Consider the following 22,688-nt stretch of genomic DNA (forward strand, 5'->3'; position numbering starts at 1 on the left):
CACTCATCCCAAATGCGCGAGGGCGTGACGAAACGCCGGTGGCAGGTTGTCGCCGAACCGCACCCGGCCATCGGCCTGGGTGAAGATGCCCATGTTCGCCAGCCAGGTTTCGAATTCCGGCGCGGGTTTGAGGCCCAGGGTCTGGCGGGCGTAGAGGGCGTCGTGGAACGAGGTGGTCTGGTAGTTGAGCATGATGTCGTCGGAACCGGGGATACCCATGATGAAGTTGATCCCGGCCACGCCCAGCAGGGTCAGCAGGGTGTCCATGTCGTCCTGGTCGGCTTCGGCGTGGTTGGTGTAGCAGATGTCGCAACCCATCGGCACGCCCAGCAGCTTGCCGCAGAAGTGGTCTTCCAGGCCGGCGCGGATGATCTGTTTGCCGTTGTACAGGTATTCCGGGCCGATAAATCCTACGACGGTATTCACCAGAAACGGCTTGAAATGCCGTGCGACGGCGTAGGCTCGGGTTTCGCAGGTCTGTTGATCGACGCCGTGGTGGGCGTTGGCTGACAGCGCGCTGCCCTGGCCGGTCTCGAAATACATCAGGTTGTTGCCCAAGGTGCCGCGCTTCAGGCTCAGCCCGGCGTCGTAGCCTTCCTGCAAGACGTTCAGGTTGATGCCGAAACTGGCGTTGGCCGCTTCGGTGCCGGCGATGGACTGGAACACCAGGTCCAGGGGCACGCCACGGTTCGCCGCTTCAATGGAAGTGGTGACGTGGGTCAGCACGCAGCCTTGGGTGGGGATGTCGTAGCGCTGGATGATGGCGTCGAGCATTTCCAGCATGGCGCAGATCGACGCTGTGCTGTCGGTGGCCGGGTTGATGCCGATCATGGCGTCACCGTTACCGAAGAGCAGGCCGTCGAGGATGCTCGCGGCGATCCCGGCGGGTTCGTCGGTGGGGTGGTTGGGTTGCAAGCGGGTGGACAGCCGCCCGCGCAGGCCGAGGGTGCCGCGGAACTTGGTCACCACGCGGATCTTCTGCGCCACCAGCACCAGGTCTTGCACGCGCATGATCTTCGATACGGCGGCGACCATTTCCGGGGTCAGGCCCGGGGCCAGGGCTCGCAGGCTGTGTTCATCGGCCGCATCGCTGAGCAACCAGTCGCGAAAACCGCCGACCGTGAGGTGGCTGACGGCGGCGAAGGCCTGTTTATCGTGAGTGTCGACGATCAGCCGGGTGACTTCGTCGGCCTCGTAAGGAATCAGCATTTCTTGCAGGAAATGGCTGAGGGGCAAGTCGGCCAGCGCCATTTGCGCGGCTACCCGCTCGCCGTCGTTGAGCGCGGCGATTTCGGCGAGGAAGTCCCCGGAACGCGCCGGGCTGGCCTTGGCCATCAGGTCTTTGAGGCTGTCGAAGCGGTAGGTCTGGGCGCCGACCGTGTGTGCAAAACTGGCCATACAGGTTCTCCGTGACGGCGCCGCTGGGCGGCGCCGTGGTTTTCGGCGTTTTACAACTCAGTGCAAGGCTTCTTCGGCTTTTTGAATCGCCGCGAATTCCTCTTCAGGCGTGCCTGCTACCAAGTGATGCCGACTGTAGAACGCGAAGTAAGCAATTAACACTCCATAGATGATCGCGGCGCCGATGACCACCCGTGGATCCACCAGAAAGCCCGCCACCACGGCGATGCACGCCAGCACCAGGGCCACGCCCGAGGTGAAGATGCCGCCCGGTGTGCGGTATGGCCGGTCCATTTTGGGGCGACGGATGCGCAGGGTGATGTGCGCGGCCATCATCAGCACGTAGGAGATGGTGGCGCCGAACACCGCCACCAGAATCAGCAGATCGCCCTGGCCGGTCAGGGACAGACCGAAACCGATGATGCCGGGGATGATCAGCGCCAATACTGGTGCTTTGCTTTTGTTGGTTTCGGAGAGTTTGCGTGGCAGGTAACCGGCGCGAGACAAGGCGAAGATCTGCCGCGAGTAGGCGTAGATGATCGAGAAGAAGCTGGCGATCAGGCCGGCCAGGCCGACGAGGTTGACGAAGTTACCCATCCAGGTCGAGCCGCCGTAGGCCTTGGCCAGCGCTTCCACCAGCGGGTTGCCCGAAGCCATCAACGCATTGGAACCCGCGCCGCCTGGGCCGATCACCAGAATCAGCAAGGCAAACGCCACCAGCACCAGCATGGCGCCAATCAGGCCGCGCGGCAGGTCACGCTTGGGGTTCTTGGTTTCTTCAGCCGCCAGCGGTACGCCTTCCACGGCCAGGAAAAACCAGATGGCATACGGAATGGCTGCCCACACGCCGACATAGCCGAACGGCAGGAATGGGCTGGCGCCCGTGGCCGCGGTGACCGGGATGTCCAGCAGGTTGGCGACGTCGAAGTGCGGCACCATCGCTACCAGAAACACGCCCAGTGCCAGGGCGGCGACGGCGGTGATGATGAACATCAGCTTGAGGGCTTCACCCACGCCGAATATGTGGATGGCGATGAAGATGATGTAGAACGCCAGGTAGATCATCCAGCCGCCAATGCCGAACAGCGATTGGCAATACGCGCCGATGAACACCGCAATCGCCGCCGGGGCGATGGCGTACTCGATCAGGATCGCCGTGCCCGTGAGAAACCCGCCCCAGGGCCCGAATGCGCTACGGGCAAAGCCATAGCCGCCGCCGGCGGTAGGAATCATCGAGGACAGCTCGGCTAGGGAGAAGCACATGCACAGGTACATCGCGGCCATCAGCAGCGTGGCGAGAAACATCCCTCCCCAACCGCCTTGGGCCAGGCCGAAGTTCCAGCCGGCGTAGTCCCCGGAAATGACATACGCCACCCCCAGGCCCACCAGCAGGACCCAGCCCGCCGCACCTTTTTTCAGTTCGCGTTGTTGGAAGTATTCGGTGCCGACTTTTTCGAAGTCCACCGAGGAGGTTGCCGGTTGCGGGTTTGCTTGATCGCTTGGCATAAGGGTTTACCTGTTTTTATTGTTTTTTTGTCTAGCCTGATCGCCGGATTAGCGCCGTACCCCTGTGGGAGCGGGCTTGCTCGCGAAGGCGGCGGCACCTTGAGCAACTATGTGACTGACACACCGCTTTCGCGAGCAAGCCCGCTCCCACAGGGGATCTGTTTCAACCCTGAAGGAGAGTTATCCACAGATCCTTGTGGGAGCGAGCTTGCTCGCGATAGCTATCTAAGGGGCAAAGCAGGAGAGCCTGCCTTGCCCCAATGGCTTAGAAGAACCCCAACGGATTGATGTCGTAGCTCACCAGCAGGTTCTTGGTCTGCTGATAGTGGTCGAGCATCATCTTGTGGGTTTCACGACCCACGCCGGACTTCTTGTAACCACCAAACGCGGCATGAGCCGGGTAGAGGTGGTAGCAGTTGGTCCAGACGCGACCGGCCTTGATCGCCCGGCCCATGCGGTAGGCGCGGTTGATGTCGCGGGTCCACAGACCGGCGCCGAGGCCGAACTCGGTGTCGTTGGCGATCGCCAGGGCTTCGGCTTCATCCTTGAAGGTGGTGATGCTCACCACTGGGCCGAAGATTTCTTCCTGGAACACGCGCATCTTGTTGGTGCCCTTGAGCAGGGTTGGCTGGATGTAATAACCCGTGGCCAGGTTGCCCTCGAGTTTTTCCACCTTGCCGCCGGTCAGCAGTTCGGCACCTTCGCCCTTGGCGATTTCCAGGTACGAAAGAATCTTGTCGAATTGCTGCTCGGACGCCTGGGCGCCGACCATGGTGTCGGTGTCCAGCGGGTCGCCGCGTTTGATCTGCAGGACTTTGTTCATCACAACCTTCATGAACTCGTCGTAGATCGACTCCTGCACCAGGGCGCGGGAAGGGCAGGTGCAGACTTCGCCCTGGTTGAAGAACGCCAGCACCAGGCCTTCGGCAGCCTTTTCGATGAAGCTCGGCTCGGCCTGCATGATGTCTTCGAAGAAGATGTTCGGCGACTTGCCGCCCAGTTCCACGGTGGACGGGATGATGTTCTCAGCCGCGCATTTCATGATGTGCGAGCCCACCGGGGTCGAGCCGGTGAAGGCGATCTTGGCGATGCGCTTGCTGGTGGCCAGGGCTTCACCGGCTTCCTTGCCGAAGCCTTGCACCACGTTCAGCACGCCGGGGGGCAGCAGGTCGCCGATCAGCTCCATCAGCACGCAAATGCCTAGCGGGGTTTGCTCGGCGGGCTTGAGCACCACGCAGTTGCCGGCGGCCAGGGCCGGCGCGAGTTTCCAGGCGGCCATCAGCAGCGGGAAATTCCACGGGATGATCTGCCCGACCACGCCCAGCGGTTCATGGATGTGATAGGCCACGGTGTTGCCGTCGATCTCGGCGGCGCTGCCTTCCTGGGCGCGCAGGCAACCGGCGAAGTAGCGGAAGTGGTCGGCGGCCAGGGGGATGTCGGCGTTGAGGGTTTCGCGCACAGCCTTGCCGTTGTCCCAGGACTCGGTGATTGCCAGCACTTCGAGGTTCTGTTCGATGCGGTCGGCGATTTTCAGCAGCACCAGCGAACGGGCCTGGGCGGACGTGGCGCCCCAGGCATCAGCAGCAGCGTGGGCGGCGTCCAGGGCTTTTTCGATGTCTTCGGCCGTGGAGCGCGGGAATTCGGCAATGGGCTGGCCATTGACCGGGGAAGTATTGGTGAAGTACTGACCTTTGACAGGCGCGACGAACTCGCCGCCGATGTAGTTACCGTATTTGCTCTTGAACGAAACGATAGCGCCTTCAGTACCGGGGTGAGCGTAACGCATGATGAGTTCTCCTTGGCTTTTGTGCTTATACGGGAGGCCGCGCAAAATTGAGCGCTGGTAATTAAGCCTAGAGCAAAGGTCGGGCCACTGCCTTGCGAGGCCCGGAAATCAAGACTTTAGGAGGAGTTCGTCGGACCAACGGATGGGCGGTGTGACGATTGCGATACAGCGGGTGTGACAGTTTGTGCCGTATCTGACACAAGCTGTGATGGGTGGGTCGCGCCAGCATTGCAAAGCGGGTTGGGCTGGAGGATGCTGGGCTTTACCACGTTGGCCTGCCAAGCACAGTTGTGGCGAGGGGATTTATCCCCGCAGGGCTGCGAAGCAGCCCCCAAAAAGTAGCCAACTCGATCAACCTGATGCTGCGCATGCCCAGATTTCGGGGCTGCTTCGCAGCCCAGCGGGGATAAATCCCCTCGCCACAGGTTGAGTGTCAAACACAGGTTAAGTGTTAAACCGTTGCTCCAGTGAGGCAGGTCCTTCGGGGAGAAATAATAAGAAATGCACAGCAACCACTTGAGTCGCCATGCCCAACAAGTCCTGACGGTCACCCAGGGCAAGGCCCATCTGCAGGGCCCTGGCAGCGATCCGTCGATTGCCCGCTCCTGGCTGCGCTGCCTTGAGGACTATCACCTCGATCCGGCGCAGAACCTGGCGCCAACGGTGCTGGAGCATGGTCGGGTACTGGAAAGCCGCGAGCGTCTGCAACAGGTGTTGCAGATCGCCGGCACGGAAATGACCAGCCTGCATCAACAGCTCTCCGGCGCCGGCCACGCGGTGTTGCTGACCGACGCTCGCGGCGTGATCCTCAACTGCGTCACCGCCCCCAGCGAGCGCAAGATTTTCGAGCGCGCCGGCCTCTGGCTCGGCGCCGACTGGAGCGAAGCCTGCGAAGGCACCAACGGCATCGGTACTTGCCTGGTGGAACGCCAGGCCCTGACCATCCACCAGGAAGAACACTTTCGCGGCCGCCACACCGGCCTGACCTGCTCGGCCAGCCCGGTGTTCGACCCCCAGGGTGAACTGCTCGCGGTGCTGGATGTGTCATCGGCCCGGCCAGACGTGTCGCGCCAGAGCCAGTTCCACACCATGGCCCTGGTCAACCTCTCGGCAAAGATGATCGAGAGCTGCTATTTCCTGCGCTGCTTCGACAATCAATGGCTGCTGCGCTTTCATTTGCAGGCCGAGTCCGTGGGGTTGTTCAGCGAGGGGCTGCTGGCGTTCGACGGCGAAGGGCGGATCAGCGCCGTGAACCAGAGTGCGCTGAACCTGTTGGGGCATATTCGCGGTGGTTTGCTCGGTCAGCGGGTGGAAGACTTTTTCGATTGTTCACTGGATGAGCTACTCGGCCGGGCCAGCGCCCAGGCCAGCGCCAGTTGGCCGTTGCGCACCCGTGACGGGCGCCACCTGTTCGCTGTGCTTCGTGGTCAGCCCCGCAGCGTGCCGGTCCCGGTCGCGCCATCGCTCAAAGTCCTCGAGCCCGCCCGGCTGTCGGGCATCTGCCTGGGGGATGCGGCGTTGCAGGAGCATTTTCGCAAGGCGCTGCGGGTGTTCGAGCGCGATGTGCCGCTGCTGATCCATGGCGAAACCGGCTCCGGCAAGGAAGCCTTCGCCAAGGCCGTGCACCATGCCAGTCAGCGCGCCGGGAAAAACTTCGTGGCGCTCAACTGTGCGGCCATCCCGGAAAGCCTGATCGAAAGCGAGCTGTTCGGTTATCGCGGCGGCAGCTTCACCGGCGCCCGCAAGGAGGGCATGCGCGGCAAGCTGCAACAGGCCGACGGCGGCACGCTGTTTCTCGATGAAATCGGTGACATGCCCCTGGCCTTGCAGACCCGTTTGTTGCGGGTGCTGGAAGATCGCCAGGTGGTGCCCATCGGCGGCGAACCCGAAGCGGTCAACGTGCGCATCATCAGCGCCACCCACCGTCAGTTGCTTGATCGGGTGCGCGACGGCAGCTTTCGCGAAGACTTGTACTATCGACTCAACGGGCTGGAAATCCCGCTGCCGGCATTGCGCGAGCGTAGCGACAAGTCGCAGTTGCTGGATTTTCTGCTGGCCGAAGAGGCGGGCGCCGAAGCGGTGTCCATCGACGAACCGGCGCGTCAGGCATTGCTGAGTTTTGACTGGCCGGGCAACGTGCGGCAACTGCGCAATGTGCTGCGCACCCTCGCGGCCTTGTGCGACGGTGGACGGATCGGATTGGAGGACTTGCCGGCGATGATCCGCCAAAGTCCACAGGCAACGGTTGAAACGCTGGCTGAGCGCCCGCTGGACGATGCCGAGCGGTTGGCGTTGCTTGATGTCCTGGAACGCCAGCGCTGGCACATGACCCACACCGCCGAACAACTGGGCATCAGCCGCAACACCCTTTACCGAAAGCTGCGCAAACACGCCATCGCCCGCTGAATCACGGACTGCTGACTGCTGACTGCTGACGGCTGTTGTGGCGAGGGAGCTTGCTCCCGCTGGGGCGCGCAGCGGCCCTGTTTTTGGGGGACTGCTGCGCAGTCCAGCGGGAGCAAGCTCCCTCGCCACAAAAGCCTGGGTTGTGGAGCAACTGTGGGAGCGGGCTTGCTCGCGAAGGCGGCGGTACATTCAACATCACGGCAAGCTGACCCACCGCTATCGCGGGCAAGCCTTGCTCCCACAGTTGACCGAGTTCTGGCAGGAATAATGCGGTTAGCTGTGGGAGCGGGCTTGCTCGCGAAGGCGGCTGCACATTCAACATCACTGCAAGCTGACCGCAGGAATAATGCGGTTAGCTGTGGGAGCGGGCTTGCTCGCGAAGGCGGCTGCACATTCAACATCACTGCAAGCTGACCCACCACTATCGCGGGCAAGCCTTGCTCCCACAGTTGACCGAGTTCTTGCAGGAATAATGCGGTTAGCTGTGGGAGCGGGCTTGCTCGCGAAGGCGGCTGCACATTCAACATCACTGCAAGCTGATCCACCACTTATCGCGGGCAAGCCTTGCTCCCACAGTTGACCGAGTTCTTGCAGGAATAATGCGGTTAGCTGTGGGAGCGAGCTTGCTCGCGAAGGCGGCGGTACATTCAACATCACGGTAAGCTGACCCACCGCTATCGCGGGCAAGCCTTGCTCCCACAGACGCCCGTCTGTGTACCGGGGCTTAAACACAAGGTGCGATTTCCCCCTCCCTAGGCTAACCTGCGGCCATGTTTTACGAGGTCGACTATGCACATCCATATTCTCGGTATTTGCGGCACTTTCATGGGTTCGATGGCTGTATTGGCCAAGGAACTGGGCCATCACGTGACCGGTTCCGACGCCAACGTCTACCCGCCGATGAGCACGCAGCTGGAGGCCCAGGGCATTGAATTGACCCAAGGCTACGACCCGGCTCAACTGGACCCGGCGCCAGACCTGGTGGTCATCGGCAACGCCATGTCCCGTGGCAATCCGGCGGTTGAATACGTGCTCAACAAAGGCCTGCCGTACGTGTCCGGCCCGCAATGGCTGGCCGATCATGTGTTGCAGGGCCGTTGGGTCCTGGCCGTGGCCGGCACCCATGGCAAGACCACCACCAGCAGCATGCTCGCCTGGGTGCTGGAGCACGCGGGCATGAGCCCGGGCTTCTTGATCGGCGGCGTGCCGCAGAACTTCTCGGTGTCGGCACGCCTGGGCGGCACACCGTTTTTCGTGATCGAAGCCGACGAATACGACAGCGCGTTCTTCGATAAACGCTCGAAATTTGTCCATTACCGTCCACGTACCGCGATTCTCAACAACCTTGAATTCGATCACGCCGACATCTTCCCCGATCTGCCGGCCATCGAGCGGCAATTCCACCATCTGGTGCGCACCATCCCGAGTGAAGGCCTGGTGATCCATCCGACCACCGAACCGGCCTTGCAGCGGGTGATCGAGATGGGCTGCTGGACCCCGGTGCAAACCACCGGTGCCGGCGGGCAGTGGCAAGTGAAGTTGCTCAAGGACGACGGTTCGCAGTTCGAAGTCCTGTTCGAAGGCGTGGCCCAAGGCGTGGTCGATTGGGACATGACCGGCCAGCACAACGTCGCCAACGCGCTGGCGACTCTCGCGGCGGCCCGTCATGTCGGCGTGGTGCCGTCCATGGGCATCGCCGCGTTGAGTGCGTTCAAAAGCGTGAAGCGGCGGATGGAGAAGGTCGCTGAAGTGCGCGGCATCACCATCTACGACGACTTTGCTCACCACCCGACAGCCATCGCCACCACCCTCGACGGTTTGCGCAAACGCATCGGTGATGCGCCGCTGATCGCGATCATCGAGCCGCGTTCCAACTCCATGAAGCTCGGCGCCCACCGCGACGGTCTGCCGGAAAGCGTGGTGGATGCCGATCAGGTGATCTGGTACGCGCCGGCCAATCTGGGCTGGGACCTGGGCGCCACCGCCGCGCTGTGCACGGTGCCGTCGATTGTCAGCGATTCCCTGGAAGGCATCATTGAGCGCGTGAAGAGCCAGGCCCAGCCCGGTACTCATGTGGTGATCATGAGCAACGGCGGCTTCGGCGGCCTGCACGGCAAACTGGCTGAGGCACTGCAATGAACACGCGCCTGGAGAGCAATGGCCCCGAACGCATCACGCTGGCGATGACCGGCGCTTCCGGCGCCCAGTACGGCTTGCGCCTGCTCGATTGCCTGGTGCGGGAGGACCGCGAGGTGCATTTCCTCATCTCCAAGGCGGCGCAATTGGTGATGGCCACCGAGACCGATGTCACCCTGCCGGCCAAGACCCAGATGATGCAGGCCTTCCTCACCGAATACACCGGTGCGGCGGCGGGGCAGATTCGTGTGTATGGCAAGGAAGACTGGATGTCGCCGGTGGCCTCGGGCTCCGGGGCGCCTGCGGCGATGGTGGTGGTGCCGTGCTCCACCGGCACGCTCTCGGCGATTGCCACTGGTGCCTGCAACAACCTGATCGAACGCGCCGCCGACGTGACACTCAAGGAGCGCCGGCAGTTGATCCTGGTGCCGCGTGAGGCGCCGTATTCGAGCATTCATCTGGAGCACATGCTCAAGCTGTCGAACATGGGTGTGACGATTCTGCCGGCCTCACCGGGTTTTTATCATCAGCCGCAAACCATCGATGACCTGATCGATTTTGTGGTCGCGCGGATTCTCAATCTGCTGAACATCCCCCAGGACATGTTGCCGCGCTGGGGCGAGCACCATTTGAGCCTTGATGAATAAGCTGCTGGTGGTATTGCTGGCGCTGCAACTGACCGGCTGCGCCACCGCCCGCACCCTGGACGCCGCCAAACCCGGCGCGCCGGTGGTGTATGCCGGGACGCGCCTGGATCTCTACGCCCTCAATGGCGGCTGCTGCGCCATGGACCGCTTCGGCGCCGAAGCGCCGAGTTACCCAGGCCTGGACCTGCCCGGCAGTGCGTTGCTCGACACCCTGTTGCTGCCCTTGTCATTGCTGACAGCGTTGGGCGTGGGGTTTCAGGCTACGGGTGGGTTGTAACAAACATCCTCGCCACAATAAGTGCTTGGCTTTGGATCGGTGGTGCGCCCTTCGCGAGCAAGCCCGCTCCCACAGGTGATCGTGTTTCTTCAGAAGGAATGCGGTCGAATGTGGGAGCGGGCTTGCTCGCGAAGGCGTCCGACTAGGCGCCATATAACTATTTGCCGAGCTTACGCAACTCATCCGACTCCACCACCCGCACCCCTTCCTGTTCTTCCAGGGCCAGGCGCCACATGGCGCGGGCCAGTTGGCAGGCTTCGATGCCGTGGTACTTGCCGGGGATCAGCCTCGACAAGGGACCGGCCAATTGTTCGGCCAACCGGGGTTCGGTGCGTTCGCCCAGGAGCAGGGAAGGGCGGCAGAGGGTCAGTTGTGGCCAGTCCTGGGCCTTGAGGGCGGCTTCCATTTCGCCTTTGACCCGGTTGTAGAAGATCGAAGAGCTCGGGTCAGCCCCCAGCGCGCTGATCACGATCAGGTGCCTTGCGCCCAGCTCCCGCGCGCGCTTGGCGAAGGCCACCACCAGGTCCAGGTCCACCGCGCGAAACGCCTGTTCTGAGCCGGCCTTCTTGAGGGTCGTGCCAAGGCAGCAAAAAGCGATGTCCACCTGGCCACTGAGGCGGGGCAGTAATTCGGCCGTTTCACCGACCGGGTTTTCCAGGTGTGGGTGCTCGGCCAGTGGCCGGCGTGAAGGCGCCAATACACGTGTGATGGTCGGCTCGTTGAGCAGCCGATCCAGTAGATGTTCCCCGGTCAGCCCGGTAGCTCCGGCAAGCAAAACATGCTGAGGCGTCAAGTACATAGTGTTTCCCCCTTGATACGATTCAGCTTAGTTGCTCTTTTGGGCCTCGTCGTTCAATGCCGTACTTTGTAATGCTTTTCGCGCCTGTTGCTTGCGCAATAGCTGCCAATGGGAAAGGACGGTCCTGGGCGCCCAGATCTGCGGCTCGGAAGCTTCGAAATTGTCCGCCTGCTCCCGCTCGGCAACGGTGGCCTTGGCGCGCTTGAAGGCCTGCTCAAGGTCGTCGGTCTGGTTCAGGGCCTGGGCGAACAGGGCGTCGCCGAAGTAGGTGAAGTTGGCCTCCTCGGAACAGCCGAAGGACACCCGGTCAGCTCGGGAAGCGGTCATGATCAAGGTGCGTTCATTCTTGAGCGCCGGGATGAAGCCGCCGGAGTAACACGCCGAAATCACGACGATTTTGTCGCGATCCTTCAGCGGCGCCAGCACCACGGCCAGTTCATCGGCGGGCAGGTCGGCCAGCTCCATGCGCGGCTGGTCGAGCACCAGTTCGTGTTCGCTGGTGCCGTGGCTGGTCAGGTAGATGAAGATCAGGTCTTCCGGGCCGCTGCGTTCGGCCAGGGTGCTGGCGGCGCGGCGCAGGCTTTCGCGAGTGGCCATGGGCCGGTCACCGAGGTGATCGCGGTGGTTGACCAGGCGGATCTGGCCGAACGCGCCAAAACGGCTGGTGAGCATGTTGGCGACGTAGTCGGACTCGCGCAGGAACACACTCTGCTTGCCATCGCCGCCCACCGTCAGGCTGTACAGCTCCACCGCCGGTGTCGAAGCCGGGATATTGGCCAAGGCAGTTTCCAACAGGCGACCCTGGGCCAGGAGGCCGAGTTCGAGCACATCCGGCAGTAGCCGGCCGTCCGCGTCGCGCACTCGCAGGCCGTTGGTCCAGGTGCCGCTTTGCACGGTGCCATCGGTCAGCGCCAGGGTGCCGCGACCGTGGTAGGTGTCGTTCTCGAACTGGCCGATATAAAAACTGCCGTCGGGCAGGTTCAAACGGCCCTGGCCGCTAAAGCGCCAGTCATTGAATTGACCGCGGTAGTGGCTGCCGTCGGCGCCGATCAGTTGGCCATTGCCCGTGAGCGCGCCTTCCTTGAACTGGCCGATCCAGACATCGCCGTCGGCATTTTCATAGCGCCCGCGCCCGCTGAGCTGGTTGTTCTTGAACCCGCCGATGTAGACATCGCCCTCGGCGCTGTTGAAGGTGCCTTTGCCCTGGAGCTGGCCGTCGATGAAGTTTCCGGTGAACTGGTTGCCGCTGGCGTCGAAACGCTGGCCTTCGCCGTTGGGTTTGCCGTTGACGAACGGGCCCTGGTATTGGCTGCCGTCCTCAAGCTCCAGGCGCCCGAAGCCGGAATAGCGGTCGGCCTTGAATTCGCCGCGGTAGATCATGCCGTGTTCTTTGAGCGTGCCTTCACCGTCGCGCCGGCCTTGCTTGAAGCCGCCGGTGTAGCTGCTGGTGGGCGTGGTCAGGCTGCCCTGGCCGTTGAACAGGCCCTGCTCGAACTGGCCGCGATAGACCTCGCCATTGCTGCCATGCCATTCCCCGGTGCCGTGCCACTGGCCTTTGTCGAACTGCCCGGCGTACCAACTGCCGTTGGGGTAATCGACGCGCCCCTGGCCTTGCAGCAATCCGTCCACCAACTCGCCGCGATAGCGCCCGCCGTCGGGCAGGCGCGCGTCGGGAGGCAACAGCGATTCGCCGTCGCCGCAAGCGGTGAGCAGCAGGGTCAGGGCCAAGGGGACAAATGAGCGCATAACGGGATCCAGGTAATCAGGTCACGAGTATGCCGCAGCTATGCGCGTCAGGAGAAGCGATGCGAAACTGCCGCAGCGGCTTCGCATCCGCCAGGGGCTACACGAAGCAGAGCGACAGGGGCTCAGCGATGTAGGCCGGTTTGTCCGAACCTTCGATTTCCAGGGTGGCGGTGGCTTTGAGCAGCCACTGGCCGGGTTTCTTCTCGGTCACGTCCACCAGGTCGACCTTGAGGCGGACCTTGGAGTCGACTTTCACGGGCTGGATGAAGCGCACGCTGTCCAGTCCGTAGTTGACGACCATCTTCACGCCTTCGGGCAGGATCAGGATGTCTTCCATGAGCTTGGGCATCAGCGACAACGACAGGAAACCGTGGGCGATGGTGCTGCCGAACGGCGTCTGCGCGGCCTTGACCGGATCGACGTGGATGAACTGAAAGTCGCCAGTGGCTTCGGCGAACAGGTTGATGCGCTCCTGATCGATGGTAAGCCATTCGGAACGTCCAAGTTCCTTGCCGACATAATCTTTGAGCGCTGCAACGGGAACATAGGGCATTGAGACTCTCCTTGGGTTCATCGGTTTTGTCTTTTTTGGAACGGGGATCGGCGTCCCCGGAGAACCACTGTAGATCAACATGGCGGGCGTGGAAGGTCATCGACCATGCTTTTTACGAATGCCGACCCATAGCGCGGGCGTGCTTAAATGTGTCATCTGGTTACTCCCGTAGGAACTGCCGAAGGCTCGGGCCGCGTTCGGACGATCTTTTGATCTTTCGCTCCGGATTCAGTTGGCAGGGGAAAGATCGCAGCCTCGTTGCACTCGGCAGCTCCTACGGGGACGGGGTTTATGGATGTTTGTGAGGGGAGAGAGCGGATGTTGCTACGGGGCCTGACCTGGCTGGTGTTTTTTCAATTGCTGGGCACTGCGATCAATCATTTGTTCTTGCCGGTGCTGCCAGGGCCGATCATTGGTCTGCTGTTGCTGCTGGGCTATCTGGTGATGCGCGGTGAAGTCAGCGAACCGTTGAACCTGGCCGCCAGTAGCCTGCTGCGTTACTTGCCCTTGCTGCTGGTGCCGCCTGCGGTGGGGGTGATGGTATATGCCGGGGCGATTGCCGCCGATTTCTGGGCCATCGTTGGCGCGTTGTCCTTGTCCCTGGTGCTGTCCGTGGCGCTGACGGGCGTGCTGATGCAACGCTTGGCCAGGCGTCACGCCCCCGAGTCGGAGGATGGGCAATGATCCTTGATTGGCAGGGCGCCTGGAGTTCGGTGATCCATCATCCGCTGTTCGGCATCGGCATTACCCTGGGCGCCTATCAATTGGTGCTGGCGGCGTTCGAAAAGACCCGTTGGGTGTTCCTGCAACCGGTGCTGATGTCGATGTTGCTGCTGATCGGTGTGCTGGTCGGCTGCGGCATCAGCTACGCCGAGTACCGTGAAAGCACGGAAATTCTCAGTATTCTGCTGGGGCCGGCCACCGTCGCGCTGGCGGTGCCCTTGTACCTGAACCTGCGACGGATCCGGCAATTGTTCTGGCCGATTTTTACTACGCTGGTGATAGGCGGGGTGTTCGCCACGGCCTCGGCAGTGGTATTGGGCTGGGCGTTTGGCGCCGAACACATGATCCTGATGACCATGGCGCCCAAGTCGGTGACTTCACCGATCGCCATGCTGGTGGCCGAGCAGATCGGCGGCGTAGCGGCCATGGCGGCGGTGTTTGTGTTGATCACCGGGGTGCTCGGGGCGATTCTGGGCCCGAGCATTCTGACCAAGCTGGGTGTCCATAGCCCTGAAGCCCGTGGCATGGCCCTGGGCCTGACCGCTCATGCGGTCGGCACGTCCGTGGCGTTGCAGGAAAGCGAAGAGTCCGGCGCCTTTGCGGCGCTGGCGATGAGTCTGATGGGCGTGGCCACGGCGGTGTTGCTGCCGTTGGTGGTGTCGATGACGGTTTAAGGAACTGCTTATTATGAGCTTGCCGCTTTTCCCGTTGAACACGGTGCTGTTCCCCGGTTGCATCCTCGATTTGCAGATTTTCGAGGCGCGTTACCTCGATATGATCGGTCGCTGCATGAAAATGGGCGAGGGGTTCGGGGTGGTGTGCATCCTCGATGGCGAGGAAGTCGGCATCGCCCCTGACGGCTTTGCGCGGGTGGGCTGTGAGGCGCGAATCACCGATTTCTCCCAGCAGGACAACGGTCTGCTGGGCATTCGCGTGCAGGGTGGGCGACGCTTTCTTGTGCATAGCAGCAGTGTCCAGGCCGATCAACTGACCGTCGCTGAAGTCGAGTGGCTGGAGGATGAGCCGGAACAGCCGCTGCAGGATGAGGATGCCGACCTGGTGGCGCTGCTCAAGGCCCTGGCCGAACACCCGATGGTCGAGGCCCTGAACATGGGCACCGAAGCCACCGGTCAGCAGTCGCTGGCCAATCAACTGGCGTACTTGCTGCCCTTCAATGAGCTGGACAAGCTCGACCTGCTGCAACTCGATGATCCGCAGCAGCGGCTGGATGCAATCCAGGCCTTGCTCGATGAGTTGCAGGGCGAGTTGTTCGCCTGAAGCCACTCGTTCCTTGTGGGAGCGGGCTTGCTCGCGAAAGCGGAGTGTCATCCGACACAGGTGTTAAATGACCCACCGCCTTCGCGAGCAAGCCCGCTCCCACATGGGATCAGTGTTCATTGGCCCGCCGCTCAATAGGCATACCGCAGCAGCCCGTTGGGCAAATGCCGCAGTGCGAAGAAGCTGAACGCCGCCACCATCGCCGGCAGAATCAACCACCAGATTTTCGGCGGCATGGCCGGCAGCGGGGTTTGGCGCTGGCTCAGCCACAGCACCGCCGCGCAGACGCAGGCGGCGAGCATGGCGCCGGCGACGATGTCGCTCGGCCAATGGGCGCCGAGGTACACCCGCGACAAGGCAATGGCCAACGCCGGCAAACAGCCCAGCAACAGCCAGGTCAGGCGCAGGCGTGGCGGTTGCCCGCGACCGGCCAGGATGGCCAGGGCCAGGAACAGGGCAAAGGCGCCGGAGGCATGACCGCTGGGCATGCTGTAGCTGGTCAGCGGCTCGCTCAGGACTTCCGGGCGTACACGGGCAAAAAAGTGCTTGGTGCCGGTATTGGCCAATGCGGTGAACAGCATCGTGGCCCCGGCAAAGATTGCCTGGCGCCATTGGCGCGCCAGTAACAGCAACCCGGTCAGCAGGGCGCTGAAAATCAGCATGTAGTGGAATTCGCCGATCAGCGTGAAGGTCACGGCGATTTCGTCCATTGTCGGGCTGCGATGTTCCTGGACCAGAGCCACCAGCCCCTGATCGAACGCTGTGAGGTAGCGAAAGCCGATGAACAGCCCGATCAGGATCACCAGGCCCAGACCTGCGATCAGCGCTGCGGCATGGCGATGGCGCCGCAGGCTGCTGTTGACGCTCAATGCGATCATCACCGCGATGCTGCCAATCACGACACCGGCCTGTGGCCAGAAACCTTCGGGCAACGGCAGACGGATCGCTGCGCCAGTGGCCCAGCCGGGCAGCAGGTACGCCACGCTCCAGCCGGCGGCGGCCAACAGGCTGACGGCGGCGAAGCGCGGGAAGGGCATGTCGAACATCCCGGCCACCATCGGCAACATGGGCCGCAGCGGGCCAATGAAGCGCCCCACCAGCAGGCTGGCGATGCCGTAGCGCTGAAAGTAGCTTTCTGCCGCGCTCATCCATTCCGGGTGATGCCGCAGCCCCGGCAGGCGCCGGATGTTCTGGTGAAAATGCCTGCCCAGGAAATACGACACCAAGTCTCCAAGCAGACCGCCCAGCAGCCCCAGCAGCAATGTCTCGCCCAGGGACAACGCTCCGCTGCCGGCCAGTACCGCGACCGCAAACAACAGCACCGTACCCGGCACGAGCAATCCGGCGATGGCCAGGCACTCCACGCAAGCCACGATAAACACCGCTGCCGCCAGCCATTGCGGGTTGGCGGTCAACCAGCCAGTGATGCTATCGAGCCATGGGCCCATAGAAACAACTCCATTGAATAGTGAACAGCATGTATTTCACTGCCCTGCCCCTTGTGGGAGCGGGCTTGCTCGCGAAAGCGGTGTGTCAGTCAGCATTGATACTTGAAGGTACCGGCCCCTTCGCGAGCAAGCCCGCTCCCACAGGGGGTATGCGGTGTTGTATTCAGGAAAGCAAAAAATAATCCTGCCCTTCGACCTGTCCGCGCCGCAGCGGGTTCCGCGTGCACCAGGGGGCGTAGGCCGCGTCGACGAAGCGGTAGAGCAGGTGTTCGTCGCGTCCCAGTGGGATGCCCAGGCGCGTGGTCTGGATCACATTGACCGTGGGCACGCCCACGTCTTCCACCAGCAAGCGTTCGGGGTCGAAGCGTTTGGCGTCCCACTGCGGCACTTTCAGCCCCAGGGCCTTGCACAATAAGGTCTGGCCGGCGCAGAGCTTTTGCGCGGGGCGCGGGCGGCCCTGAGCGTCGGGGTTGTTGAGCAGCATCTGCGCCAGGCTCGCCGGGCCGGAAACAGGGTCGACCCACGGGTACGCCGATTTGATCAGCACCGCATTGCCGGGGCCTTGGGCGCTGAAATTCAGCGAATCGCCACCCCGGGCGTAATACATATAGATGTGGCCGCCATCCAGAAACAAAGCCTTACGTTTTTCCGTGTAGCCCAGCGAAGCGTGGCTGCCCTTTTCGGCGAAGTAGTACGCTTCGGTTTCGATGATTCGTGCGCTGAGCCACAGGTCACCGACCTTGTGGCGAATGACTTTACCCAGCAGGTCCCGGGCGAGCACCTGGGCATCGCGATCAAAAAAATCATGGGGCAAGGCGTTTGGCTGTGACGGCAAATCGGTCATGGCGTTAGACGAAGTGAGGCCAAAGAAAGCGCGATGATAGCAATGGGAAGCTTAATCGGCGCTGAACAGCGACAATTTGCACAGGTTTTGCTCTTCCGCCGGTCACCACTGTGAGTCCACGCTGTTAGTCGAGGGATACGACAGCTATAATCTGCCGCTTTCCCCTTTGCCAAGACCACAGAGACCATGACTGAGTCCGTTCTTGACTACATGACCCGCCTGGGTCGCGCCGCTCGCCAGGCGTCGCGCATCATCGGCCGTGCCAGCACCGCGCAGAAAAACCGCGCCCTGCAGGCCGCCGCCAATGCGCTGGACGCCGCGCGCGCCGAGTTGGCCGCCGCCAATGAGCTGGACCTGGCCGCAGGCCGGGCCAACGGCCTTGAGCCGGCCATGCTCGAACGCCTGGCGCTGACCCCGGCACGCATCGACGGCATGATCGTCGGTCTGCGTCAGGTCGCGGCGCTGCCGGACCCGGTCGGGGCGATCCGGGACATGAGCTATCGGCCGTCGGGTATCCAGGTCGGCAAGATGCGTGTGCCCCTGGGCGTGGTCGGGATCATCTACGAGTCGCGGCCGAACGTGACCATCGATGCCGCCAGCCTGTGCCTGAAGTCCGGCAACGCGACCATCCTGCGTGGCGGTTCCGAGGCCATTCATTCCAACCGCGCGATTGCCGCCTGCATCCAGCGCGGCCTGGCCGAAGCCGATCTGCCGGCGGCCGTGGTGCAAGTGGTGGAAACCACCGACCGCGCCGCGGTCGGCGCACTGATCAGCATGCCCGAGTTCGTCGACGTCATTGTGCCCCGTGGTGGCAAGGGGCTGATCGAACGGGTCAGCCGCGACGCCCGCGTGCCGGTGATCAAGCACCTGGACGGCATCTGCCACGTGTATGTGAGTGCCCACGCCGAACTGCCCAAGGCCCAGCGCATTGCCTTCAACGCCAAGACCTACCGTTATGGCATCTGCGGCGCGATGGAAACCCTGTTGGTGGACCAGGCCGTTGCCCAGGACTTCCTGCCGGCGATGGCCGCCCAGTTCCGCGAAAAAGGCGTCGAGCTGCGTGGTTGCCAGCGCACCCGGGCAATCATCGAGGCGGCAGAGGCTAGCGAAGAAGACTGGGACACCGAGTACCTGGCGCCGATCCTGGCGATCCGCGTGGTCGATGGGCTGGATGAAGCCATCGAGCACATCAATCGCCATGGCTCCCATCACACCGACTCCATCGTCAGCGAACACCAGGGCGAAACCCGGCGTTTTGTCGCTGAAGTGGATTCGGCGTCGGTGATGATCAACACCCCGACCTGTTTCGCCGACGGCTTCGAATACGGTTTGGGTGCCGAGATCGGCATTTCTACTGATAAGCTGCACGCCCGTGGCCCGGTGGGCCTCGAAGGCTTGACCTGCGAGAAGTACATCGTGGTCGGTGACGGCCAGTTGCGCGGACAGGAGCCGGTCTGACTTGGGCGACCTCGACCCACTGGCCTCTGTGACTACGACGGCTGTGACGGCGACCACCGCGCCCAAGCGTATCGGCATCCTGGGTGGCACGTTCGACCCGGTGCACATCGGCCATTTGCGCGGTGCGCTGGAAGTCGCCGATGCCTTGGCGCTCGATGAGCTACGCCTGACGCCCAGCGCCAGGCCGCCTCACCGGGATACGCCGCAGGTATCGGCCCAGGACCGTATGGCGATGGTCGAGTGCGCGGTGGCCGGTGTGGCGCCGTTGGTGGTGGACGCCCGCGAATTGCTGCGGGACAAGCCGTCCTACACCATTGATACCCTGGAGCTGATGCGCGCCGAACTGGCCGCCGATGCCCAGGTTTTTCTGCTTTTGGGCTGGGACGCATTTTGCGGCCTGCCCACTTGGCATCGCTGGGAAGAGTTGCTCCAGCATTGCCACATCCTGGTGTTGCAACGCCCGGATGCCGACAGCGAGCCGCCGGATGCCTTGCGCAACCTGCTGGCGGCCCGCTCGGTGAGCGACCCGCTGGCCCTGAAAGGGCCGAGCGGACAGATTGCATTCGTCTGGCAGACGCCGCTCGCGGTATCCGCCACCCAGATCCGTCAACTGCTGGCCAGCGGTAAGTCGGTACGTTTCCTGGTGCCCGACGCGGTCCTGGCCTACATCGATGCGCACGGGCTGTACCGTGCGTCGAACTGAAAAAGGGCGCGCTTCAAGGCACGTGAATGCGTGTAGCGAAGCGCCCGAACATACGAGCAAAACGAGTTTTATATGACTGACAAAGACGTAAGCAAAGTAAAGCGCAAGGGCACGTTCAAGAGCGCCCCGCTTCCCGTAGAAGCTCATACTGGCGTGGTACTGGCCGGCGAAGAGCTGGTCAAGGTTGCCGTGGCGGCCCTGGAAGACGTCAAGGCCCAGGACATCCAGGTGATCGACGTTCGCGAGAAGCAGAGCATCACGGACTACATGATCATCGCCACCGGTACCTCCAACCGCCAGATCGGCGCGATGCTGGACAAGGTTCGCGAAGCGGTCAAGGCCCAGGGCGTCAAGCCACTGGGTGAAGAAGGCAAGGGCGACAGCGACTGGGTGTTGTTGGATATGGATGACGTCATCGTGCACATGATGACCGCCTCGGCGCGCCAGTTCTATGACCTGGAGCGCCTGTGGGCAGGTGCCGAGCAGAGCCGTTCGGCCAGCGCCGCGCACCACAGCCCGGAAAACACCCATGAGCATTTCACCAAGCTCAACAAAGACCAGCAATAAGGGATCGCTGTGCGACTGCGCCTGATCGCCGTCGGTTCTCGCATGCCCAAGTGGGTGGAAGAAGGCTGGCATGAATATGCCAAGCGTCTTCCTTCCGAGCTGGCCCTGGAACTGGTGGAAATTCCGCTCAACACCCGCGGCAAGAACGCCGATGTGGCGCGCTTTATCCGTCAGGAAGGCGAAGCCATGCTGGCCAAGGTCGGGCCGAACGAGCGGATCGTCACCCTCGAAGTGCACGGCAAGCCCTGGAGTACCGAGCAACTGGCGGTCGAGCTCGATCGCTGGCGGCTGGACTCGCGCACGGTCAACTTCATGGTCGGTGGCCCGGAAGGGTTGGCGCCAGAAGTCTGTGCCCGGGCCGATCAACGCTGGTCGTTGTCGCCTTTGACGTTGCCGCACCCGCTGGTGCGGATTCTGATCGGCGAACAGTTGTATCGTGCCTGGACAGTCCTGTCCGGGCACCCTTACCACAAGTAATCCTGCCCTCATGCCTCAGCCGATCCGCATCAAGGACCACGAAAAAGACGCCCGCCTGGTGCGGGGGCGCGTCGTGTTCGGTGCAATTGCGGTCGTGGCGCTGATCGGTGTGCTGATCGCTCGCCTGTATTTCCTTCAGGTGATTCAGTACGAGTACCACTCGACCCTGTCGGAAAACAATCGCGTGCATGTGCAGCCGATTCCGCCGACTCGCGGGTTGATTTTCGACCGCAACGGCGTGGTGGTGGCCGATAACCGGCCCAGCTTCAGCCTGAGCATGACCCGTGAGCGGTCCGGGGATTGGCAGAAGGTGCTCGACGTGATCGTCGAGGTGCTGCAACTGACCCCCGAGGACCGGGCGATTTTCGAGAAGCGTATGCGCCAGGGGCGGCGCCCGTTCGAGCCGGTGCCGATCCTGTTCGAGCTAACCGAAGAGCAGATCGCCCTGATCGCCGTGAACCAGTTCCGCCTGCCGGGCGTTGAGGTGGTGGCGCAATTGGTGCGTCATTATCCCCAAGGGGCGCACTTCGCCCACTCGGTTGGCTACATGGGACGGATCAACGAAAAAGAGCTCAAGAGCCTCGATCCGGTCAATTACAGCGGCACCCACCACATCGGCAAAACGGGCATCGAACGCTTCTACGAGGCCGAGCTGCACGGTCAGGTGGGCTACGAGGAAGTCGAGACCAACGCCCGTGGCCGCGTGTTGCGTGTGCTCAAGCGCACCGACCCAATCCCCGGCAAGGACATCGTTCTGAGCCTGGACATCAAATTGCAGGAAGCCGCCGAAGCAGCCTTGGGTGGGCGTCGCGGCGCCGTCGTGGCGCTGGATCCGAACACCGGCGAAGTCCTGGCGATGGTCAGTCAGCCGAGTTTCGACCCGAACCTGTTCGTCACCGGCATCAGTTTCAAGGCCTATGCCGAGTTGCGCGACTCCATCGATCGGCCACTGTTCAACCGCGTGCTGCGTGGTCTCTATCCACCGGGTTCGACCATCAAGCCGGCCGTGGCGATTGCCGGGCTGGACTCGGGCGTGATCACCGCTTCCAGCCGGGTCTACGACCCCGGCTATTACCAACTGCCGAACTACGACCACAAGTACCGCAACTGGAACCGCTCCGGCGACGGCTACGTGGATCTGGAGACGGCGATCATGCGGTCCAACGACACCTACTTCTATGACCTGGCCCACAAGCTGGGGATCGATCGGCTGGCGTCCTACATGGGCAAGTTCGGGCTCGGTCAGAAAGTCTCCCTGGATATGTTCGAAGAGTCGCCGGGCCTGATGCCGTCCCGCGAGTGGAAACGGGCGACCCGCCGCCAGCCGTGGTTCCCGGGTGAGACGCTGATCCTGGGAATCGGCCAGGGCTACATGCAGGCGACGCCGCTGCAACTGGCCCAGGCCACGGCGCTGGTGGCGAGCAAAGGCAAGTGGTATCGCCCGCACCTGGCCAAGACCATCGAAGGCCAGAAGCCCGTTGACCCCAACCCGGTGCCGGACATCATCCTGCGTAATCCGTCGGACTGGCAGAAGGTCAATATCGGCATGCAGCAGGTGATGCACGGTGCCCGGGGCACGGCGCGCAAGGCTGCCCTCGGTGCGCAATACCGGATTGCCGGCAAGAGTGGTACGGCCCAGGTGGTCGCGATCAAACAGGGCGAGAAGTACGACCGCTCCAAGGTTCAGGAGCGTCACCGGGACCACGCTTTGTTCGTCGGTTTCGCGCCGGCCGAAAACCCGAAAATCGTCGTGGCGGTGATGGTCGAGAACGGCGAGTCCGGTTCCGGCGTCGCCGCGCCGGTGGTGCGCCAGATCATGGACGCCTGGCTGCTGGATGAACACGGCCAGCTCAAGCCCGAATACGCAAGCCCCACCACCGCGGAGGCTACGGCCCGTGAAGAATAATTTCGACCGGATCCTCTCCAGCGAAGACGT

At 62.6% G+C, this 22,688-nt stretch carries 20 protein-coding genes; 12 read left to right on the forward strand and 8 right to left on the reverse strand.

Translation table 11 applies throughout. The features are described 5' to 3' along the window. Positions 1-3: 3 nt before the first annotated feature. The 3 genes from AAIS01_RS21410 to exaC all read right to left on the reverse strand — a co-directional run bounded on the left by AAIS01_RS21410 (position 4) and on the right by exaC (position 4,690). Entirely contained in the window at positions 4-1,398 is a 1,395-nt protein-coding gene (locus AAIS01_RS21410; protein WP_343470577.1) for an ethanolamine ammonia-lyase subunit EutB, read from the reverse strand. Positions 1,399-1,455: 57 nt separating this feature from the next. Next, entirely contained in the window at positions 1,456-2,904 is a 1,449-nt protein-coding gene (eat, locus tag AAIS01_RS21415) for an ethanolamine permease (RefSeq protein WP_343470578.1), read from the reverse strand. A gap of 265 nt (positions 2,905-3,169) precedes the next feature. Continuing rightward, positions 3,170-4,690 (reverse strand): acetaldehyde dehydrogenase ExaC, encoded by a 1,521-nt coding sequence (gene exaC, locus AAIS01_RS21420; protein WP_092459459.1) that lies wholly within the window; start codon positions 4,688-4,690, stop codon positions 3,170-3,172. Positions 4,691-5,191: 501 nt separating this feature from the next. Between exaC and AAIS01_RS21425 the strand changes: the two genes are divergently transcribed. The 4 genes from AAIS01_RS21425 (at position 5,192) to AAIS01_RS21440 (ending at position 10,156) form a co-directional block, all read left to right on the forward strand. Then, on the forward strand, positions 5,192-7,096 hold the full coding sequence (locus AAIS01_RS21425; RefSeq protein ID WP_343470579.1) for a sigma-54-dependent Fis family transcriptional regulator: 1,905 nt from the start codon (positions 5,192-5,194) through the stop codon (positions 7,094-7,096). A gap of 789 nt (positions 7,097-7,885) precedes the next feature. Beyond that, on the forward strand, positions 7,886-9,235 hold the full coding sequence (gene mpl / locus AAIS01_RS21430) for a UDP-N-acetylmuramate:L-alanyl-gamma-D-glutamyl-meso-diaminopimelate ligase (RefSeq protein ID WP_092459455.1): 1,350 nt from the start codon (positions 7,886-7,888) through the stop codon (positions 9,233-9,235). Then, positions 9,232-9,879 carry a flavin prenyltransferase UbiX gene (gene ubiX / locus AAIS01_RS21435; protein ID WP_214964122.1) on the forward strand — a complete coding sequence of 216 codons (648 nt, stop codon included), beginning with the start codon at positions 9,232-9,234 and terminating at the stop codon, positions 9,877-9,879. Before mpl ends, ubiX begins: the two co-directional genes overlap by 4 nt. After that, positions 9,872-10,156, forward strand: a complete 285-nt coding sequence (locus tag AAIS01_RS21440; protein ID WP_076383497.1) for a YceK/YidQ family lipoprotein — start codon at positions 9,872-9,874, stop codon at positions 10,154-10,156. The genes ubiX and AAIS01_RS21440 overlap by 8 nt, the downstream gene beginning before the upstream one ends. A gap of 157 nt (positions 10,157-10,313) precedes the next feature. On the opposite strand, the gene AAIS01_RS21445 is transcribed toward AAIS01_RS21440, so the two are convergent. The 3 genes from AAIS01_RS21445 to AAIS01_RS21455 all read right to left on the reverse strand — a co-directional run bounded on the left by AAIS01_RS21445 (position 10,314) and on the right by AAIS01_RS21455 (position 13,254). Then, complete coding sequence (locus AAIS01_RS21445; protein WP_214964119.1) at positions 10,314-10,955, reverse strand: oxidoreductase; 642 nt, start codon at positions 10,953-10,955, stop codon at positions 10,314-10,316. 27 nt (positions 10,956-10,982) lie between these two features. Continuing rightward, positions 10,983-12,701: a C13 family peptidase gene (locus AAIS01_RS21450; RefSeq protein ID WP_343470581.1), complete on the reverse strand. Its 1,719-nt coding sequence runs from the start codon at positions 12,699-12,701 to the stop codon at positions 10,983-10,985. Positions 12,702-12,798: 97 nt separating this feature from the next. Then, complete coding sequence (locus AAIS01_RS21455; protein WP_092394624.1) at positions 12,799-13,254, reverse strand: MaoC family dehydratase; 456 nt, start codon at positions 13,252-13,254, stop codon at positions 12,799-12,801. A 318-nt stretch (positions 13,255-13,572) separates the two neighbouring features. On the opposite strand from AAIS01_RS21455, the gene AAIS01_RS21460 reads away from it, so the two are divergent. Genes AAIS01_RS21460 through AAIS01_RS21470 form a run of 3 tightly spaced genes read left to right on the forward strand, consistent with a single transcriptional unit; the run spans position 13,573 to position 15,255 of the window. Beyond that, the gene (locus AAIS01_RS21460) at positions 13,573-13,938 is read left to right on the forward strand and encodes a CidA/LrgA family protein (RefSeq protein WP_343470583.1); all 366 of its coding nucleotides are present in this window, start codon (positions 13,573-13,575) and stop codon (positions 13,936-13,938) included. Beyond that, the gene (locus AAIS01_RS21465; protein ID WP_343470584.1) at positions 13,935-14,651 is read left to right on the forward strand and encodes an LrgB family protein; all 717 of its coding nucleotides are present in this window, start codon (positions 13,935-13,937) and stop codon (positions 14,649-14,651) included. Before AAIS01_RS21460 ends, AAIS01_RS21465 begins: the two co-directional genes overlap by 4 nt. A gap of 13 nt (positions 14,652-14,664) precedes the next feature. Then, positions 14,665-15,255, forward strand: a complete 591-nt coding sequence (locus AAIS01_RS21470) for an LON peptidase substrate-binding domain-containing protein (protein WP_343470585.1) — start codon at positions 14,665-14,667, stop codon at positions 15,253-15,255. Between the two features lie 131 nt (positions 15,256-15,386). Here AAIS01_RS21470 and AAIS01_RS21475 read toward each other — a convergent pair whose 3' ends face one another. Continuing rightward, on the reverse strand, positions 15,387-16,703 hold the full coding sequence (locus AAIS01_RS21475) for a bifunctional DedA family/phosphatase PAP2 family protein (protein ID WP_343470586.1): 1,317 nt from the start codon (positions 16,701-16,703) through the stop codon (positions 15,387-15,389). A 163-nt stretch (positions 16,704-16,866) separates the two neighbouring features. Further along, positions 16,867-17,547 (reverse strand): DNA-3-methyladenine glycosylase, encoded by a 681-nt coding sequence (locus AAIS01_RS21480; RefSeq protein ID WP_343470587.1) that lies wholly within the window; start codon positions 17,545-17,547, stop codon positions 16,867-16,869. Between the two features lie 186 nt (positions 17,548-17,733). On the opposite strand from AAIS01_RS21480, the gene AAIS01_RS21485 reads away from it, so the two are divergent. The 5 genes from AAIS01_RS21485 (at position 17,734) to mrdA (ending at position 22,658) form a co-directional block, all read left to right on the forward strand. Beyond that, positions 17,734-19,005, forward strand: coding sequence for a glutamate-5-semialdehyde dehydrogenase (locus tag AAIS01_RS21485; protein ID WP_343470589.1), 1,272 nt, complete (start codon positions 17,734-17,736; stop codon positions 19,003-19,005). A gap of 28 nt (positions 19,006-19,033) precedes the next feature. Further along, positions 19,034-19,708 carry a nicotinate-nucleotide adenylyltransferase gene (gene nadD / locus AAIS01_RS21490; RefSeq protein ID WP_343470598.1) on the forward strand — a complete coding sequence of 225 codons (675 nt, stop codon included), beginning with the start codon at positions 19,034-19,036 and terminating at the stop codon, positions 19,706-19,708. Between the two features lie 72 nt (positions 19,709-19,780). Beyond that, positions 19,781-20,275 (forward strand): ribosome silencing factor, encoded by a 495-nt coding sequence (gene rsfS, locus AAIS01_RS21495; RefSeq protein ID WP_343470590.1) that lies wholly within the window; start codon positions 19,781-19,783, stop codon positions 20,273-20,275. A 9-nt stretch (positions 20,276-20,284) separates the two neighbouring features. Beyond that, complete coding sequence (gene rlmH, locus AAIS01_RS21500) at positions 20,285-20,752, forward strand: 23S rRNA (pseudouridine(1915)-N(3))-methyltransferase RlmH (protein ID WP_003185785.1); 468 nt, start codon at positions 20,285-20,287, stop codon at positions 20,750-20,752. A 10-nt stretch (positions 20,753-20,762) separates the two neighbouring features. After that, positions 20,763-22,658 carry a penicillin-binding protein 2 gene (mrdA, locus tag AAIS01_RS21505; RefSeq protein WP_343470591.1) on the forward strand — a complete coding sequence of 632 codons (1,896 nt, stop codon included), beginning with the start codon at positions 20,763-20,765 and terminating at the stop codon, positions 22,656-22,658. The last annotated feature ends 30 nt before the right edge of the window (positions 22,659-22,688 follow it).

The organism is Pseudomonas halotolerans (assembly GCF_039581215.1).
GTDB classification, from domain to species: domain Bacteria; phylum Pseudomonadota; class Gammaproteobacteria; order Pseudomonadales; family Pseudomonadaceae; genus Aquipseudomonas; species Aquipseudomonas tehranensis.

What these genes read in the sequence shown, in the direction of transcription:
- AAIS01_RS21410 (WP_343470577.1), bottom strand. Translation starts at nt 1,398, where the DNA reads ATGGCCAGTTTTGCACACACGGTCGGCGCCCAGACCTACCGCTTCGAC.
- eat (WP_343470578.1), bottom strand. Translation starts at nt 2,904, where the DNA reads ATGCCAAGCGATCAAGCAAACCCGCAACCGGCAACCTCCTCGGTGGAC.
- exaC (WP_092459459.1), bottom strand. Translation starts at nt 4,690, where the DNA reads ATGCGTTACGCTCACCCCGGTACTGAAGGCGCTATCGTTTCGTTCAAG.
- AAIS01_RS21425 (WP_343470579.1), top strand. Translation starts at nt 5,192, where the DNA reads ATGCACAGCAACCACTTGAGTCGCCATGCCCAACAAGTCCTGACGGTC.
- mpl (WP_092459455.1), top strand. Translation starts at nt 7,886, where the DNA reads ATGCACATCCATATTCTCGGTATTTGCGGCACTTTCATGGGTTCGATG.
- ubiX (WP_214964122.1), top strand. Translation starts at nt 9,232, where the DNA reads ATGAACACGCGCCTGGAGAGCAATGGCCCCGAACGCATCACGCTGGCG.
- AAIS01_RS21440 (WP_076383497.1), top strand. Translation starts at nt 9,872, where the DNA reads ATGAATAAGCTGCTGGTGGTATTGCTGGCGCTGCAACTGACCGGCTGC.
- AAIS01_RS21445 (WP_214964119.1), bottom strand. Translation starts at nt 10,955, where the DNA reads ATGTACTTGACGCCTCAGCATGTTTTGCTTGCCGGAGCTACCGGGCTG.
- AAIS01_RS21450 (WP_343470581.1), bottom strand. Translation starts at nt 12,701, where the DNA reads ATGCGCTCATTTGTCCCCTTGGCCCTGACCCTGCTGCTCACCGCTTGC.
- AAIS01_RS21455 (WP_092394624.1), bottom strand. Translation starts at nt 13,254, where the DNA reads ATGCCCTATGTTCCCGTTGCAGCGCTCAAAGATTATGTCGGCAAGGAA.
- AAIS01_RS21460 (WP_343470583.1), top strand. Translation starts at nt 13,573, where the DNA reads ATGTTGCTACGGGGCCTGACCTGGCTGGTGTTTTTTCAATTGCTGGGC.
- AAIS01_RS21465 (WP_343470584.1), top strand. Translation starts at nt 13,935, where the DNA reads ATGATCCTTGATTGGCAGGGCGCCTGGAGTTCGGTGATCCATCATCCG.
- AAIS01_RS21470 (WP_343470585.1), top strand. Translation starts at nt 14,665, where the DNA reads ATGAGCTTGCCGCTTTTCCCGTTGAACACGGTGCTGTTCCCCGGTTGC.
- AAIS01_RS21475 (WP_343470586.1), bottom strand. Translation starts at nt 16,703, where the DNA reads ATGGGCCCATGGCTCGATAGCATCACTGGCTGGTTGACCGCCAACCCG.
- AAIS01_RS21480 (WP_343470587.1), bottom strand. Translation starts at nt 17,547, where the DNA reads ATGACCGATTTGCCGTCACAGCCAAACGCCTTGCCCCATGATTTTTTT.
- AAIS01_RS21485 (WP_343470589.1), top strand. Translation starts at nt 17,734, where the DNA reads ATGACTGAGTCCGTTCTTGACTACATGACCCGCCTGGGTCGCGCCGCT.
- rsfS (WP_343470590.1), top strand. Translation starts at nt 19,781, where the DNA reads ATGACTGACAAAGACGTAAGCAAAGTAAAGCGCAAGGGCACGTTCAAG.
- mrdA (WP_343470591.1), top strand. Translation starts at nt 20,763, where the DNA reads ATGCCTCAGCCGATCCGCATCAAGGACCACGAAAAAGACGCCCGCCTG.